Origin of the sequence: Chryseolinea soli (assembly GCF_003589925.1) — a bacterium.
GTDB lineage: Bacteria > Bacteroidota > Bacteroidia > Cytophagales > Cyclobacteriaceae > Chryseolinea > Chryseolinea soli.
This window is the reverse complement of sequence record NZ_CP032382.1, coordinates 2,721,684-2,737,532: the sequence shown is the minus strand read 5'-3', so window position 1 is coordinate 2,737,532 and position 15,849 is coordinate 2,721,684. Positions and strand designations below refer to the sequence as shown.

14 protein-coding genes are annotated in these 15,849 nt (G+C 52.3%); 8 read left to right on the top strand and 6 right to left on the bottom strand.

The features are described from left to right. Window positions 1-24 precede the first annotated feature (24 nt). Window positions 25-1,566, top strand: a complete 1,542-nt coding sequence (locus D4L85_RS11810) for an OmpP1/FadL family transporter (protein ID WP_160143679.1) — start codon at window positions 25-27, stop codon at window positions 1,564-1,566. Here D4L85_RS11810 and D4L85_RS11805 read toward each other — a convergent pair. Genes D4L85_RS11805 through D4L85_RS11795 form a run of 3 tightly spaced genes read right to left on the bottom strand, consistent with a single transcriptional unit; the run spans window position 1,556 to window position 3,721 of the window. Further along, a complete protein-coding gene (locus tag D4L85_RS11805) occupies window positions 1,556-2,056 on the bottom strand; it encodes a shikimate kinase (protein WP_119754499.1) in 501 nt (166 codons plus the stop codon). The two genes, D4L85_RS11810 and D4L85_RS11805, sit on opposite strands and share 11 nt — an antisense overlap. 10 nt (window positions 2,057-2,066) lie before the next feature. Next, window positions 2,067-3,179, bottom strand: a complete 1,113-nt coding sequence (locus D4L85_RS11800) for a BT_3928 family protein (protein WP_119754498.1) — start codon at window positions 3,177-3,179, stop codon at window positions 2,067-2,069. Window positions 3,180-3,181: 2 nt separating this feature from the next. Then, window positions 3,182-3,721, bottom strand: coding sequence for a DUF1599 domain-containing protein (locus D4L85_RS11795; protein ID WP_119754497.1), 540 nt, complete (start codon window positions 3,719-3,721; stop codon window positions 3,182-3,184). Between the two features lie 59 nt (window positions 3,722-3,780). Here D4L85_RS11795 and folP point away from each other — a divergent pair, with 59 nt between their 5' ends. The 4 genes from folP to D4L85_RS11775 all read left to right on the top strand — a co-directional run bounded on the left by folP (window position 3,781) and on the right by D4L85_RS11775 (window position 9,370). Further along, complete coding sequence (gene folP / locus D4L85_RS11790; RefSeq protein WP_119754496.1) at window positions 3,781-4,656, top strand: dihydropteroate synthase; 876 nt, start codon at window positions 3,781-3,783, stop codon at window positions 4,654-4,656. Window positions 4,657-4,716: 60 nt separating this feature from the next. After that, window positions 4,717-5,580: a diadenylate cyclase CdaA gene (gene cdaA, locus D4L85_RS11785; RefSeq protein WP_119754495.1), complete on the top strand. Its 864-nt coding sequence runs from the start codon at window positions 4,717-4,719 to the stop codon at window positions 5,578-5,580. A 39-nt stretch (window positions 5,581-5,619) separates the two neighbouring features. Continuing rightward, entirely contained in the window at window positions 5,620-8,832 is a 3,213-nt protein-coding gene (locus D4L85_RS11780) for a caspase family protein (protein ID WP_119754494.1), read from the top strand. A gap of 85 nt (window positions 8,833-8,917) precedes the next feature. Continuing rightward, window positions 8,918-9,370, top strand: a complete 453-nt coding sequence (locus D4L85_RS11775; protein WP_073133889.1) for a hypothetical protein — start codon at window positions 8,918-8,920, stop codon at window positions 9,368-9,370. A gap of 99 nt (window positions 9,371-9,469) precedes the next feature. On the opposite strand, the gene kbl is transcribed toward D4L85_RS11775, so the two are convergent. Together kbl and D4L85_RS11765 are read right to left on the bottom strand one after the other, a co-directional pair. Next, window positions 9,470-10,666 (bottom strand): glycine C-acetyltransferase, encoded by a 1,197-nt coding sequence (kbl, locus tag D4L85_RS11770; RefSeq protein WP_119754493.1) that lies wholly within the window; start codon window positions 10,664-10,666, stop codon window positions 9,470-9,472. 15 nt (window positions 10,667-10,681) lie between these two features. Further along, on the bottom strand, window positions 10,682-11,062 hold the full coding sequence (locus tag D4L85_RS11765) for a hypothetical protein (RefSeq protein WP_119754492.1): 381 nt from the start codon (window positions 11,060-11,062) through the stop codon (window positions 10,682-10,684). Between the two features lie 89 nt (window positions 11,063-11,151). On the opposite strand from D4L85_RS11765, the gene D4L85_RS11760 reads away from it, so the two are divergent. Continuing rightward, a complete protein-coding gene (locus D4L85_RS11760; RefSeq protein WP_119754491.1) occupies window positions 11,152-12,108 on the top strand; it encodes an NAD-dependent epimerase/dehydratase family protein in 957 nt (318 codons plus the stop codon). Window positions 12,109-12,119: 11 nt separating this feature from the next. Here D4L85_RS11760 and D4L85_RS11755 read toward each other — a convergent pair whose 3' ends face one another. Next, complete coding sequence (locus tag D4L85_RS11755; RefSeq protein WP_119754490.1) at window positions 12,120-13,454, bottom strand: T9SS type A sorting domain-containing protein; 1,335 nt, start codon at window positions 13,452-13,454, stop codon at window positions 12,120-12,122. 65 nt (window positions 13,455-13,519) lie between these two features. Here D4L85_RS11755 and D4L85_RS11750 point away from each other — a divergent pair, with 65 nt between their 5' ends. Continuing rightward, window positions 13,520-14,299 carry an enoyl-CoA hydratase/isomerase family protein gene (locus D4L85_RS11750; RefSeq protein ID WP_119754489.1) on the top strand — a complete coding sequence of 260 codons (780 nt, stop codon included), beginning with the start codon at window positions 13,520-13,522 and terminating at the stop codon, window positions 14,297-14,299. A 98-nt stretch (window positions 14,300-14,397) separates the two neighbouring features. Further along, on the top strand, window positions 14,398-15,840 hold the full coding sequence (locus D4L85_RS11745; protein WP_119754488.1) for a lipopolysaccharide biosynthesis protein: 1,443 nt from the start codon (window positions 14,398-14,400) through the stop codon (window positions 15,838-15,840). The last annotated feature ends 9 nt before the right edge of the window (window positions 15,841-15,849 follow it).

Sequence of the window (15,849 nt, the reverse complement as noted above, 5' to 3'; positions counted from 1 at the left end):
ATTCATTTCTAAAGAAGCATGATCATGTGGAGGAAAATATCAGCCCTCACGGGAATTCTATTGTTCACAGTTTCCATAGTATGGTCCCAAGGCTATGTGGAATCGGCGCTCACGTTTAGCCAGACAATGCCCGGAGGAAGCGCCCGCATCCAGGCCATGGGTGGCAGCCAGATCGCGCTGGGCGGCGACTACAGTTCGGCCCTTTCCAACCCCGCCGGCCTGGGCATGTTCAACCGTTCGGAGGTAACGCTTACGCCGGGGTTTAGCACCTACAGCACACAATCGCACTACTTTGGTGTTTCGCAAGACGAATCCCGGTCCAAATTCGTGGTCCCTGGTTTTAGCCTCGTGCTGCACATACCGACGCGTGGCAACAGTGGCTTTCAGGGCGGTGCCTTTGGTATTAGCATGACCCGCGTCAACGACTTCAACGCGCCCTTCTCCTACAATGGCAATCCCAACACCTCGAAGCTGCAGAGTTTCATCGACGACGCTTATGGCTACACGACCGATCAATTCGATCCCAGCGGCACAACGGATCACAACCGCTACAACAGCCCTACCGGACTGGCCTACTTTAATTACCTTATCGGCCCCGCCAATTTGCTGGATGCCAACTATCCCGACGACGAATATTTCACGGATGTAAAAAAACTCCCCCACCAGAGCGAAACCGTCCAAACCGACGGCATCATCAATCAATGGAGTTTTTCCTATGGCGGCAACTACAAAGACATTTTGTTCTTTGGTGCCAGCATTGGCGTGAGCTCGCTCCGGTACAAAACGACCAAGACATTCTCGGAAAGCTTTACCGACGATGAATTTGTCAATGGCTGGGACATGGCCGAAAATTTAAAGATCACCGGAACCGGCGTCAACGCGACGTTGGGTGCCACGGTACGGCCGGTGGACTTTATGCAAATCGGATTGTCATACACCACCCCAACATTCTATCAGCTTTCAGAAACCTCCGACGCTTCCATGAACTCCAGTTGGAAGGATTTCCTCTATTATTCAAACAAACCCAACTATGGTGGGGACCCCAACAAGCCTGAGCTGAACAACGAAAGCTCGGCTACTGATCAGGTTATTTCCGAATACAGTCTTAGCGCTCCCTCCAAATTCAGCGCCGGATTGGCCCTGATCTCGAAGTATGGTCTGATTACGGGTGACGTGGAGATGCGGAATTATTCGAAAGCAAAATATTCAACCTCCTACAATTCCTATATTGACTTCACGGACACCAACAAGGGCATCAACAGCACCTATAAGTCGGTGTTGAATTACCGGGGTGGTGTTGAGGGACGTTACAAGATCTTCCGGTTGCGCTTCGGCTATGGCATTCAAGCCAATCCTTATCGCGGCAGCGATTATGACAACAGCATCAAGACCATTAGCGGGGGAGTTGGGATCAAGCTCGACAAATTTCACGTCGATTTTGCCTGGGTGCAGAGCAAGGGCAACAGTCTTTATGCTCCCTATTTCTTGAATGACGGCTCGGGGCCCATCGTTGAATTGCAAAACAAAATTGTTACGGGTCTCGTCACCCTCGGCGTCAACTTTTAAAATGCACCGCTTTTAATAATGCCGGCAGGTCGGCGTGATGGAGCGTAACGTTAGCCCTCGCATAGATGGGCTGGCGGTTATGACTCAGGGTAGTGATCTTTTCGCGTCGCTCGTCCACATCGGCGGCGTGCAACAGGGGTCGGTCAGTTTTACGATCGAGACGGGCCAGCAATTCGGAAACCGGTACGTCCAAAAAAATGCTGCGTCCGGTTTTGAGGATAGTATCCATGCCGTTGTAAAAACAAGGCGCCCCTCCCCCCGTAGCCATCACAAAACCTTTTGCCGACGAAGCCCACTCCGTGAGCAGTCGCGATTCCAGCTGGCGAAAATAATCCTCGCCCTGTTCGGCAAAGATCTGTGAGATCGACTTGCCTTCGTGTTTTTCGATCTCCTTATCCAGGTCGACAAACAACAACAGCAGCTCTTCGGCCAATTGCCTGCCCAACGTGGTTTTGCCCGAACCGGGCATGCCGATGAGATAGATCTTCATGAGCACAGGATTAATGAACCAGGGCCGTCACCTCGGCGGCATCGGGTGTGTCGTTGTCGTGCCACATGCCTTTCACGGTGCCGTCTACCCACAGGGTGATCCCCGGATTTGCCCGGACGATCGTTTTCAACACCGTGGCATCGGCGAAATAGTAAGGCACCGCCAGTTGATGCTCGTGGCGGAAGGCTTCGAATTGCTCGGCGCCGGAGGCCGTGAGCACCATCATGTCCACCTTGCCGTCGAGGTCCTTGATGAGCTGGCCGATCTTGTCGATGTTTTTGGTGGAGGCTTTACTGGCGTCGTAGATAATGAAAAGTAGTTTGGCGCCTTTGAAGGTCTCCTGGGTCATGTCGTTGCCATCGGGATCCGAAACCGAATAGTCGGTGATCTTGGCCATGGTCTTGTCGGCGTTCAATTGCTCGACGCCTACATATTTATAGGTCAAGGTATCCGACAGGAATTTGTCAGACTTGATGAGCGCGCCGTCTTTCTTTTGTTGGAAAGTATATTCAAAGATAGCCTGCTCCTGCGGTTGCATTTGTTGGGGAATGTTGTTCCCTATTTTGTAGGCCCTGAAATCGATGAAAGGGAGGTGGCGTATGGCATAAATACCCAACGCAAAACAGATCACCACTACAGCGCCGATCACAGCGTGCCCCTCCTTTGTATACAACACGGGTTTGTAACGCTTGCGATACCAGAACAAATGCAGCACCGGCAACATGAGAATGACATCTTTGGAGAACGATTGCCAAGGGGTCAGCTTAATGGCGTCGCCGAAGCAACCGCAGTCGGTCACTTTGTTGAAAAAGGCAGAATAGAAAGTGAGGAACGTAAAAAAGATCATCAATCCCAATAACACTTTCGTGGTAAGGTTCATCCGGTAATAAATGAGCACAGCCACGCCCAAGGCCAGCTCCAGCACGATGAGGAAGAGCCCGATCTCCAACGCATAGGGCTTCAGCCATAAAAAGAAAGACCCGAAGTCTTCGGCAAACACCTCGAAATATTCTTCCATTTTGATCTCGGTGCCGATGGGATCGTTGAGCTTGATGAGCCCCGAGAAAATAAAAAGTGCCCCCACAAAATACCGGCTGGCCTGATCTGCAATTTTTTGTATCATAGTTATGCTTTCGATAATATCATGGCGAACACGGCGTAGTTGATCATGTCCTGGTAGTTGGCCTTCACCCCTTCGCTCACTAAAGTTTTTCCCTGGTTGTCTTCGATCTGTTTCACCCGCAACAATTTCATGAGGATGATATCGGTGATGGACGTCACGCGCATGTCGCGCCAGGCTTCGCCGTAGTCGTGGTTCTTGTTTTGGAGCAGGCTGAACGTTTCGTTCACGGCCCCGTCATACAGCGGTTCCAGTTCCTCTACCGTCATCTCCAGGGAAGCGGAATCTGCGAGCTGCATCTGGATGAGGGCCATGATGCAATAGTTGATGATGGCCACGAACTCGTCGCTGATGGGGTCGTCCACTTTCTGCACGCCTTTTTCCTGGATGCTGCGGATGCGCTGGGCCTTGATGAAGATTTGGTCTGTAATGGACGGTAAACGCAGGATCCGCCACGCCGTGCCGTAGTCCCGGGTCTTTTTCTCGAACAAAGCCTTGCAACGGGCAATTATTTCTTTGTACTCCTGGGCTGTTTTTTCAATCAAGGCAATATACTTTAGGTGGCAAACTTCTTAATTTGGCTCATAATTCCAGCACGCCCCGCATGAAATCTGCGCCTGAAAATAGATTATTTTCCACAAACAAAACACTGAACCTCCGCGGCCGGCTCATCGACCTCCACACGCCCAAAGTGATGGGCATTTTGAATGTGACGCCCGACAGTTTTTTTGACGGCGGCCGCTACACCACCGAAGACGCCATCGTGCGGCAGGCCGAAAAAATGCTCCAGGAAGGCGCCACCCTCATCGACGTGGGCGCCGCCTCGTCCCGTCCCGGTGCACCCGACATTTCGAAAGAAGCCGAAATGAGCCGGGCCTTGCTGGCGATAAAGGTTATCCTGAAAAATTTCCCCGAAGCGCTTGTTTCCATCGATACCTACCGCAGCGCCGTGGCCCACGCCGCGGTGAACGAAGGGGCCGTGCTGATCAACGACATTTCCGGCGGGTCACTGGACCCCCTCATGTTCGACTGCGTGGCAGCCGCGAAAGTCCCGTATGTGTTGATGCACATGAAGGGCGATCCGCAAACCATGACCAAGCTTGCGTCATACGAAAACCTGTTGCAGGAAGTGTTGAATTATTTTCACAAAAAAATTTACCAATTGCAGCTTCGTGGTATTAAAGATGTGATCGTCGACCCCGGATTTGGTTTTGCCAAAGGGCCCACGCAAAATTTTGAGTTGTTACACCAGTTGGAATATCTTCATCTGTTGAACAAACCGCTGCTGGTGGGGTTATCTCGTAAGTCGATGATCTGGAAAACGCTGAACATTGCACCGGAGCAAGCTTTGAACGGCACCACCGCCCTGAACGCACTGGCCCTCGCCAAGGGAGCCACGCTTTTGCGGGTGCACGATGTAAAAGAAGCTGTTGAGACTATAAAATTGATAACGTCAACCCTAGCCTCCCCCAACGGTTGACCTATTTTATATATCCCCTCGTTCTTCATACTTGATCAATCGTCGGTTACCTTTGTAAGAATGGTCTTACTTTTTAAAATAGGATTTCTGGAAGTTACCTGGGTCGATTTTGTCGACATCGCATTGGTGAGCATCTTGCTCTACCAGGTATACAAGCTCATCCGCGGAAGTATTGCCGTGAACATCTTCCTGGGGATCCTGGCGCTCTACCTGGTGTACCTCATCGTGCGCGCCGCGCAGATGGAATTGCTGGCCACCATCCTCGGACAGTTCATGGGTGTCGGGGTGCTGGCCATGATCATCCTCTTCCAGCCGGAGATCCGGAAATTCCTGCTCGTGATCGGGCGGGGAACCGAATTCAAGGAGAACATTTTCAAGACCATCGCCAACTGGCGTCATCAATATCATGACGACTTCGACATCCACGAGGTGATGGAAGCCGCCAAGGCCCTGAAAGCAACCAAGACCGGCGCCCTCATTGTTTTTTCGCGCGATACCGAACTCAAATTCTATGTACAAACCGGCGACGCGCTGGATTCGGCCGTGAACAAGCGCCTGCTGCTTTCCATCTTTAACAAAAACAGTCCATTGCACGACGGCGCCGTGATCATCCACAAGGGACGGATCAAAGCCGCCCGCTGCGTGCTGCCCGTAAGCGAGAATGACAACCTGCCCGCACATTTCGGGCTGCGGCACCGTGCCGCGGTGGGCATGTCGGAAAACACCGACACCCTGGTGATGGCCATTTCGGAAGAATCGGGCCGCCTCATCCTGGCCCGCAACGGCAAATATCTGCGCTCGCTGAAATTGAAGCAGGTCGAACACCGCGTGCTGCAGTACCTCCACAACGACGAACCGGCGCGTTGGGAAGAAGTGAAGGATGAAGAACCCGAGCCCACCGAATCTTCGCCTGCAAAAGCATAAGCGGTTTATGTTTAACTTCGTGCCAAATACATTTCCGGCATGAGGCTCACCATCGCACTTCTCCTTCTCCCTTTCGTTGCATTTTCACAATCCCTGGAAACCATCATACAAAAAGGTCATGAACTGGCCGTGGTGGCCGTGGCCGTAAGCGCCGACAGCAACTATGTCGCCACCGCGAGCAAGGACAAATCGGCCAAGCTTTGGGAAATGAGTACCGGCCGCGAAGTGCGCAGCTTCCTGGGCCACGAAGCCACGGTGACCAGCGTCGAGTTTTCGCAAGACGGAAAATTTTTGCTCACCGGCAGCAACGACAAAAGCATCCGGCTGTGGGAAGTGAGCACGGGCCGCGAAGTTTTTTCGTTGGCCACCGAGGAGTACATCACCGACGTCGCCATCGATCCGAAAATGAAATACTTTGTCGTGGCCGGCTATGATCGCACCGACTCGGCCACCGTCTACGATTTTACATCTAAAAAAGTGCTGGCTAAAATTCCAACCTCCGCCGACCAGGGATCGGGCAGCGGCGTGGATATCGCGATTAGCCCCGATGGGCGGTGGGTGGCCTTCGGGGAAGACAACCGGGTAGCCAACCTGTACCAAAGCTCAGATTGGAAAAATATTCACACGTTTCCCTATGAAGAAGGCACGTGCGGCGGTTGTGGCACGCGCACGGTATTTAGCCCAGACAGTAAAACCCTCTACCAGATCTCCGAAAACGGCCCGTTGCGCAAATATGATCTGGCTACCTATAAGCTGATAAAGACCTACGAAGAGAAAGTGGAAGACGTCACCGGCATTGCCTTGAGTGCGGATGGGAAAATTTTGGCGCGCGCCACGGAAAAGGAAGTGCAGGTTTGGGATGAAGCCAGCGGCCGCGTGGTGGCTACACTTCCCGCCGAGGATGGCGAATTTCACGAGATCACTTTTTCGCGCGATGGAAAAAAATTGTTGGTGCCCTGCGATAACAACACCACCCTGATCTGGGATTTTGTAAAGAATAAAAAGGAAGAGCCCTTGACCGGCTTTTTGAACCAACGCGACCGCGGGGGGCTCAACTACGATCCTAACTTTTATTGGGAGTCGAATATTGCGCGCTACGTTCGCTTCAAAAATTCCGTGCTCATCTCGCGCGACGGCAAGACACTCATCAAAGGCAAGTTCGGCACAAAGGTGAAACGCTGGGACATCGCCACGGGGAAAACTGTTATGGAATACGTCGGTCATAAAAAGGCCGTGCTGTGCTACGACCTCTCGCGAGACGGCCGGCGACTGCTCACCGGTGGTGGCGATGGCAAGATCATGCTGTGGGATGTTGAAACCGGGGACTCGCTAAAGTCCATCCAAACCTATCGCGAACCCATCTTCGACATTCACTTCAGCAGCGACGAAACAAAAGCGGTATCCTCCAGTTGGGATGCTTCCATGAAAGTGCACGACCTGGCCAACGGAAAACTGCTCACGTATCTTGATCTGGAGCGCTATTCCGCCTACAGCATCGTCTTTCATCCCAACGACCTGTACCTGTTCTCGGCACGCCTCGACAATTCCCTGCAGATGTGGGAGCTCGACACAAAAAAAGAAGTGCGCAATTTCACCGGCCACACCGACGTGATTTCGGTGATTCGACTCAGCAGCGATCAAAAAACATTGCTCAGCGCGAGTTGGGATGGTTCCATCCGCCTCTGGGATATCGGCACGGGATTGATGACAAAAAAATTCAAGGGCCACAAGGGTGCTGTCCACACCGCGCTTTTTGGGATGGATGGAAAAACGGTTTACTCTGCCGGAGCCGACCGCACGATCCGCGTGTGGGACATCAACACGGGAGCAGTGATCCGCACGTTCGAAGGACACAACGCCGAAGTGACTTCCCTGGCCTTTAGCCCGGACAACAGGATGCTGATCAGCCTCAGCCTCGACGGGGTGACCAAATTTTGGGACATGGCCACCGGCAAAGAATTCTTCGAGCACATTCACATCGGGGAGAAAGACTGGATGGTGAAAAATCCCGAAGGCTATTTTAACAGCACCGGCGACGCACGGCAATACATCCATTTCGTGAGCGGCATGAAGACCTATGCGGTAGACCAATTCTTCAACGAGTTTTATCGCCCCGACCTGCTGCCGAAAATTTTTCAGAATCGCGGGGGCAAAGAAGAATCCAAAAGCATCCAGGGAAAGCTGAAAAGTTCGCCGCCTCCCACGGTGAAAGTGGCCGTCATCCCAGGCCAGCCAGGTAAGGCGGAGGTGTATGTGCGCATCGTCGACAACGGCAATGGCGTCGAGAATCTGAAGTTGTTTCACAACGGCAAGAACATCCCCCTCAACCGCGACGCGCTTACGTTCCCCTCCTCGCGCGGGCAAGCGACTACCTACAAGCACGAAGTGAATCTCATCGGGGGGCAAAACACCTTCACAGCCACGGCCAGCAATAAAGACAATGTAGAATCCGATCCACAGAGCGTCGAGCTGTTTTCAGAACATGCCACCAAAAGCAGCACCTGCTATGTTCTCGCTGTAGGTATCAACCAGTACAAGAACAGCAAGCTCAACCTGAACTACGCGCGCACCGACGCGGAGTCATTTGGCAAGGTCATGGACGACAAGAGCGCGCTCTTCAAAAACCTGGAGCTCGTCACGCTCTATGACAGCGACGCCACGCGCCCAAAAATTCTTAGCGCGCTCGACGACCTGTCGAACAAGATCAGCCAGGAGGACGTTTTTATTTTTTACTATGCCGGACACGGAAGCATGGTCGACAATCGTTTCTATTTCGTGCCCACTGAGAGCCCGCGACTCTATGACGCCAGCTCGCTGACAAAAGAGGCGATTGACGCCAGCGTGTTGCAAGACAAGCTGAAGCAGATCAAGGCGCTGAAGCAGCTCATCGTGATGGACGCCTGCCAGTCGGGAGGCTCGGTGGAGTTGCTGGCGACACGGGGCGCCAGCGAAGAAAAGGCCATCGCCCAACTCTCGCGCAGTGCCGGCATCCATGTGATGGCCTCGGCGGGCAGCGAGCAGTTTGCCACCGAATTCCGCGAGCTGGGCCATGGCTTGTTCACCTACGTGCTCATCAAAGGCCTGCAGGGCGAAGCCGACGGCGCGCCGAAAGATGGCAAGGTTACCATCTACGAGCTGAAGTCATATATCGACGACCAGGTGCCGGAGATGACCCGGAAAATGAAAGGCAACCCACAATATCCTTACACGTTCTCACGAGGACAAGACTTCCCCGTGGTGATCGAAGAATAGGGAGAAACCAAAAAGGAGGGCAAAAATTAACACTGAACTAAAATAAATCGTATATTCAATTACTTTTTTCCTACACTGTACTAACATGGTAGAAGCTAACCCCGTTAAATTTTACTTCGCGAAATACTTTTTCCTCGCCTTCAGTTTCCTGCAATGGCTCGCAGCCGGTACGATCTTCTTCCGGCACCCTTTTTCAGCGAAGACTTTTTTCTTTGCCCTCATCTTCATCACGGTGGGTCTTTTGGCCTTCTTTGCCTTTCTGATCCTCACCGAGAAAATGAGACGAGTGGCCGTGGGCAAAAACAAGATCGTGGTCATCGAAGGCGATCGCAACGTTCGCTTCGCCTGGCCCGAAGTGAAGTCGCTCACCATCGTGCCCTTCTTCAACCTCTACAGACTAAAACTGAAGGGGAAGAAAGGCTGCATCTATTTCTTCCCATCACACAACATCGATCCGGCTTTCGGGCTCTTATCCAAAGACACCTCCAAGATGGGTGACATCGTGCAAAAACGAAAAAAAGAACTCGGCCTAAAATAACCCGACAACATTCATCAACGCCATAAACAAGAAGGCGCAGAGAGAGTTTCTCTGCGCCTTCTTTGTGTCTTAGTGCCTTTGCGGTTAAATGTTCCTCATCTACTTGAGCACTCCCAGCTCCTTCCCAACTTCGGTAAAAGCCTTGATCGCCTTATCCAAATGATGACGCTCATGCCCCGCCGAGATCTGCACCCGGATGCGTGCCTGCCCTTTGGCCACCACGGGGAAAAAGAATCCAATCACATAGATCCCCTTCTCCAACAGCTTGTCTGCAAACTGCTGCGCAAGCGGCGCTTCGTATAGCATGATGGGAACAATGGGATGTTCACTTGGCTTAATATCAAAACCGGCCTTTGTCATCTCACTGCGAAAATATTTTGTATTGGTCTCCAGCTTGTCGCGCAAAGCCGTGGTCTCCGAGAGCATGTTGAACACTTCGATGGACGCTCCCGTGATGGAGGGCGCTAACGTGTTGGAGAACAAATAAGGCCGCGAACGCTGACGCAGCAACTCGATGATCTCCTTCTTCCCGGAAGTAAATCCACCGGAAGCACCACCCAAGGCTTTCCCCAGCGTGCCCGTGATGATATCGACTTTATCCATCACACCCCGGTACTCCGGCACACCCCGACCGGTCTTGCCAATGAACCCCGTAGAGTGACATTCGTCTGTCATTACCAGTGCTTCATATTGATCGGCAAGCGCACAGATCTTGTCCATCTGCGCGATGGTGCCGTCCATGGAGAAGGCGCCGTCGGTGACGATGATGATCTGGTTGGCCCCCGCGCTGCGGGCATCTTCGAGCTGTTTTTTCAGATCGGCCATGTCGTTGTGCTTGTAGCGGTAGCGCATGGCTTTGCACAGTCTCACGCCGTCGATGATGGAGGCATGGTTCAACTCATCGGAGATGATGGCATCTTGTGCTCCAAACAAAGGCTCGAACACGCCACCGTTGGCGTCGAACGCGGCGGCATAGAGAATGGTATCTTCTGTGCCCAGGAAGGCGGAGATCTTTTCTTCCAACGTCTTATGAATGTCCTGTGTGCCGCAAATGAAGCGCACCGACGACATGCCGAATCCGTGTGTGTCGATGGCGCGCTTGGCGGCGGCCACCACACGGGGGTGCGATGAAAGTCCGAGGTAGTTGTTGGCACAAAAATTTATGACCTCGCGTCCGTCGGCGGTCTTGATGTCGGCGCCTTGAGGCGTGGTGATGATCCTTTCCTTTTTGAAAAGGCCGGCTTCGCGTATGGACGCGAGTTCTTTCTGCAAAACAGGTTGTAGTTTTTTATACATAATACAAGGGCGTCGTTAGCTTAGTTTTGGTTTGGGCTTGAATACAGGTCTGGGCACTGCAGGTTTAGGGCGAGGTGTAGCCGGAGGTGCTTCGGGTGTATCCGGTGTCGTAGCGTCCGGCGTTGGCGTGCTCGATCCGGCAGCGGCTTTTTCGGCCGTGAGTGGGTCAGCCGCGGTGGTTTTTATGACCGGAGGTTTCGGCTCAACTTTTACGGCCTCCTCTTTTAATTGGTATTTCCGGCGGATCGGGTTGATCAGGTTCAGCTTCTGGATCGTGAAGCTGTTGGGGTGCATTTGCTCAAACTGGGTTTGCCATTGTCCCCACAAGACCGGCTCCGCGCGTTGGAAAGCGGCAGAATCTATTTTTTTCGATGTTAAATAGGCTTCAAAATTCACAGGCGCTAAGTTAATTAAAATGCAAGCCCTAACACATGGTAGCCAAATGGTAAATTTTGGTAATTTCGCCCCGGATTTAGAGGAAGGACATGGGTAAACAAAAAATTCTTGTTATCGGCGCCGGAGGCCAACTGGGGTCCGAATTGACGCAAGGACTGTGGAAACTCCACGGAAAAGAAAATGTGATCGCCACCGACATCAAAGAACCGGAAGGCGTCTTAGGCGAAGGAAATTTCGAAATACTGGACGTATTGAAACGCGACGCTTTTGTCGACTTCGTCCGTAAAAACAAATTCACCCAGGTCTATCACCTCGCGGCCGTGCTCTCGGCAACCGGTGAAAAAAATCCGGCGTTTGCCTGGCACCTCAACATGGATGGCCTCATCACGGTGCTCGACGCCGCGGTTGCCTATAAAATAGAGAAGGTGTATTGGCCCTCCTCCATTGCTGCCTTCGGGCCCACGACACCAAAAAATAATACGCCGCAGGATACGATCATGGATCCCACAACCGTGTACGGCATCAGCAAACAAGCTGGCGAACGGTGGTGCGATTGGTATCACAAAAAACACGGGGTGGATGTGCGCAGCCTCCGCTATCCCGGTCTCATCGGCTACAAAACAAAACCCGGCGGCGGCACCACGGATTATGCCGTAGACATTTTTTTCCAGGCGCTGACGGAAAAAAAATACGAGTGCTTTCTAAAGTCCGACACTTACCTGCCCATGATGTACATGGACGACGCCGTGAAGGCCACCATCGACCTGATGGAAGCGCCAGCGGAAAAAATCAAAGTGAGATCGAGCTACAACATCTCCGCCATGAGCTTCTGTCCCCAGGAAATCACGGCAGAGATCAAAAAACATATCCCTGATTTTCAGATCTCCTACACACCCGACTTCCGCCAAAGCATCGCCGATTCATGGCCGCGCTCCATCGACGACTCGCGTGCGCGCACCGACTGGGGCTGGCAACATCGTTTTGGTTTACCAGAAATGACGGCCGATATTCTGAAACATCTTCCTGAATTCCTGGCGGCCTACTAAGCGCTCGGCTTTTATCTCACCGCTACCTTGATGATCTGCTGGCCGTGGCCAGAGGAGATACGGAGATAATAGAGTCCGGAAGAAATATGCTGCGGCAACTGGAATGTCGTGGTATTGGACTCCAATTCCGCTCGCAAGATGATCGTGCCTGCTCCATCCAAAACGGCAACTTGCGCCGGTGTATCCATCACATCGTTCAACTCAACGGTGAATTGTTTGTCCGTGATCGGGTTTGGATACACGTTTACACTCGATGAAGATTTGCCGGTGGCCGTTACGACAGGAGAATATTCAAAGGATTCGTCCAGGTCGATCATTTTCAGACGATAGTAATTCTTTCCGTTCAAAGGCTTCTCATCGGTGAACGCATAGGTCGTCAGTGTACTCGATCCTTTGGCATCCACCACGCCAACAGCGCTGAAGATCAAATCCTCCGCAGCGCGCTCCACCTGGAAGTAACGAAAATTCTTTTCCGACGAAGTAGCCCAGGTAAGCTGAATGGAAGCACCCGCTGATTGCGCCTTAAAATACACCAGCTTCACCGGCAGTGGACTGTTGGGTATGCCCGCCACCCACGCATAGAACGCAGGGTCGTTGGTTTGCATGGAAGCCTTGTCGCCCCGGTTGGAGGTCAACGTGGCACCTTGTGAAGTGTTCACGGTGGGATTAGGGTCATTTATATAAAAGCCGATAGGGGTTGTGCCGTTGGCGTTGCTCACGTTGTCACCACCCCCGACTAAGGTGATCGTCTTGTCAATATAGACTTGGCCACCACTCTTGATGGTCAGTTTCGTGCCGCCTGAAGTATCGTCGGTAAAATTTCCAAAGAGGGCGAACCGTCCGTTCTTCTCCACGGTGATATCACCACTGCTTTGAGAGATAAGATCTTTCCGTATCACCATATCGGCATAGGGCGGTGCGGCGGCGTTCGTTCCAATGGTGAGGTAACTTGAGTTGATCACCGTGACGTTTCCATCGACGACAACAGAACCGCCGGGCTGAACCGTGAAGGGGGCATTGAGGGTGACGTCGCCGGTGATGTGCAATGTGCCGTAAACATTCACGTTACCACCACCACCGCTAACACCTTTGGAGAAGTTGCCGTTTATGGTCAGCGTTTTTCCGGCGGCAATGTTGATGGTTCCGTTGGGAACAGCGTAGTTGCCTGAAATGGTGAGGTTGTTGTTTACGTTAACCGTTCCACCGCCACCGCTTAAGGGAGCTACGGAACCACCGCTCCAATTCGTGGAAGTAGACCAGTTACCGTCGGCAATGGAAGTGTAGGTTTGTGCGAGAGCCAGGTTGGCCGTTACCGTGAGGATCAGGATAAAAAAACTCTTCTTCATATTCTTTGTACCTTATTCAAAAGGTCAATAAGTTGCGCTCGTCAAAAATTAGTCACACGAAGCCCATGAAGAATATTCGCACACACTTCGACCATCCTCACGTGTTAACCGTGACGATGTCAAGACCTGCCGCTCTAAATGCTTTGGATAACGAAACTCTGGATGGGCTGCGCGAGATTATACAAGAAGCCTACCAATCCGTGAAAACCCGGGGGATCATCATTACGGGAGAAGGCGAGAAAGCCTTCGTTGCCGGGGCGGATATTCGCGAACTTTCAGCCTTAAATGCCCAACAGGCTTTGGTTTTGGCCGAAAAAGGGCAACAATTATTCAAGCTGATTGCCGATTGCCCAAAGCCCGTCATAGCGGCCGTAAACGGTTTCGCCCTGGGCGGGGGTTGTGAATTGGCCATGGCATGCCATGTAAGAATAGCCACCGAAAATGCCAAATTTGGACAACCGGAAATCAGTTTGGGAATCATCCCGGGCTATGGCGGCACGCAACGGTTGGCCCAGTTGGTCGGCCGTGGAAAGGCCCTGGAGCTGATTGTTACCGGCGACACCCTCTCGGCCCAGGAAGCCAAAGAACTCGGCCTGGTGAATCATGTGGTGGCGACCCGCGAGGAAATGATGGCGTTGGCCCACAATATCCTGGGTAAGGTAACGACCAAATCTCCACTGGCGGTGGCCCGCGCCATCCAAAGCGTGAACGCCGGCTATGGCTTTGAAACCGACGGTTACCGCGCTGAAGCCGAAAACTTCGCCGCCTGCACCACCACTCAGGATTTTAAGGAGGGCACAACCGCCTTTTTGGAAAAACGTAAACCCAATTTCACAGGCCAATAAGGGGCTAACCCTTTCGGTTTGATAAACGCTAAAAACTTGCTCACAAAGATGAGAACCGATTCCACCCCTCGCGATGTTTGCAGGCTACAGCACTACGCATGAGTAAACTAAAACGACTGGCCGGCGAAACCGTACTCTATGGAATGGGAAGCATCGTTCCCCGTTTTCTCAATTTCCTTTTGGTGCCCCTCCACACTGCCACATTTTCACCGGAACAATACGGCGTGCTGTCGAAGCTCCTGGCATATGTGGCCGCGCTCAACGTGCTCTTCACGTTTGGTATGGAAACGGCCTATTTCCGGTTTTCCACCAAGGAGGGTGCCGACGAACAGAAAGTGTTCGACCTGGCCCAAACCGTCATTGTCTCCATTAGTTTTATCCTGGCGGGGACCTTGTTCCTAACGGCCGGGCCGCTGGCCGGGATCATGGGCATTCCCGGTCATGGCGACCTCGTGATGTGGCTGGCTGCCATCATGTTTATCGACGCGGCCGTGGCCATCCCGTTTGCGCGGCTGCGGCTGCAACGGAAGCCCGTGAAATTTGCCATCGGCAAAATCACCAACATCGGCTTGCTCATGTTGCTGAACTTTTATTTTCTGAGGATAGCCTACCAACCCTCCATAGGCGTGGGCTATGTGGTGCTGGCCAACTTGCTGGCCAATTCGTTTTACCTGATCTATTTTTCTAAATCGTTGCTGTCGTGGAAACCGCGCATAAACCGAAGCATTTCCCTGGCCATGCTCACGTATGGCTACCCCGTTATGCTGATGGGCCTGGCCGGCATGACCAACGAAATGTTTTCGAGACAAACGCTGGATTGGTGGCTGCCCGCCGATTTCTATCCCGACCAAAGTCCAGCCCGGGCGTTGGGGATCTTCAGCGCATCCTACAAACTGGCCATGCTCATGGGCCTCACCGTACAGGCGTTCCGTTATGCCGCCGAACCGTTCTTTTTTTCGAATGCCGTCGATAAAAATTCTCCCCAGCTTTTTGCACGCGTCAATCACTACTTCATCATTGTGTGTTGTGTGTTGCTGTTGGGGGCGGGGATCAATCTCGATATTCTGAAATATTTTCTGGGGAATTCGACGTATTGGGAAGGACTCTATGTGGTACCTATCCTTTTGCTAAGCTATTTGTTTCTGGGGGTGTATTACAACCTCACCGTGTGGTTCAAGCTTACCGACAGAACCTATTTTGGCACGCTCATCACCGTGGGTGGTGCCATCGTGACGATCGCGGCCAACTATTTGTTGATCCCCATACTCGGCTATCTCGGCAGCAGTCTGGCGTCGCTCATCTGTTATTTTTCCATGACGGTTGTGTGTTATATGTTAGGACAAAAATTCTATCCCATTCCTTATAATGTAGGAAAAAGCATGGCCTACATCGTTTTCACCACGGCGCTGGTGTATGCCGTTAATTCTATTTTTCTGGAGAACATTTGGGTGGCCACGGCGTTTCATGGTTTGATAATCGGAATTTACTTACTGGGCATCTATGCGCTCGAAAAGACGGCGTTCCGAAAGCCTGCGACGTAATTTTTTTTT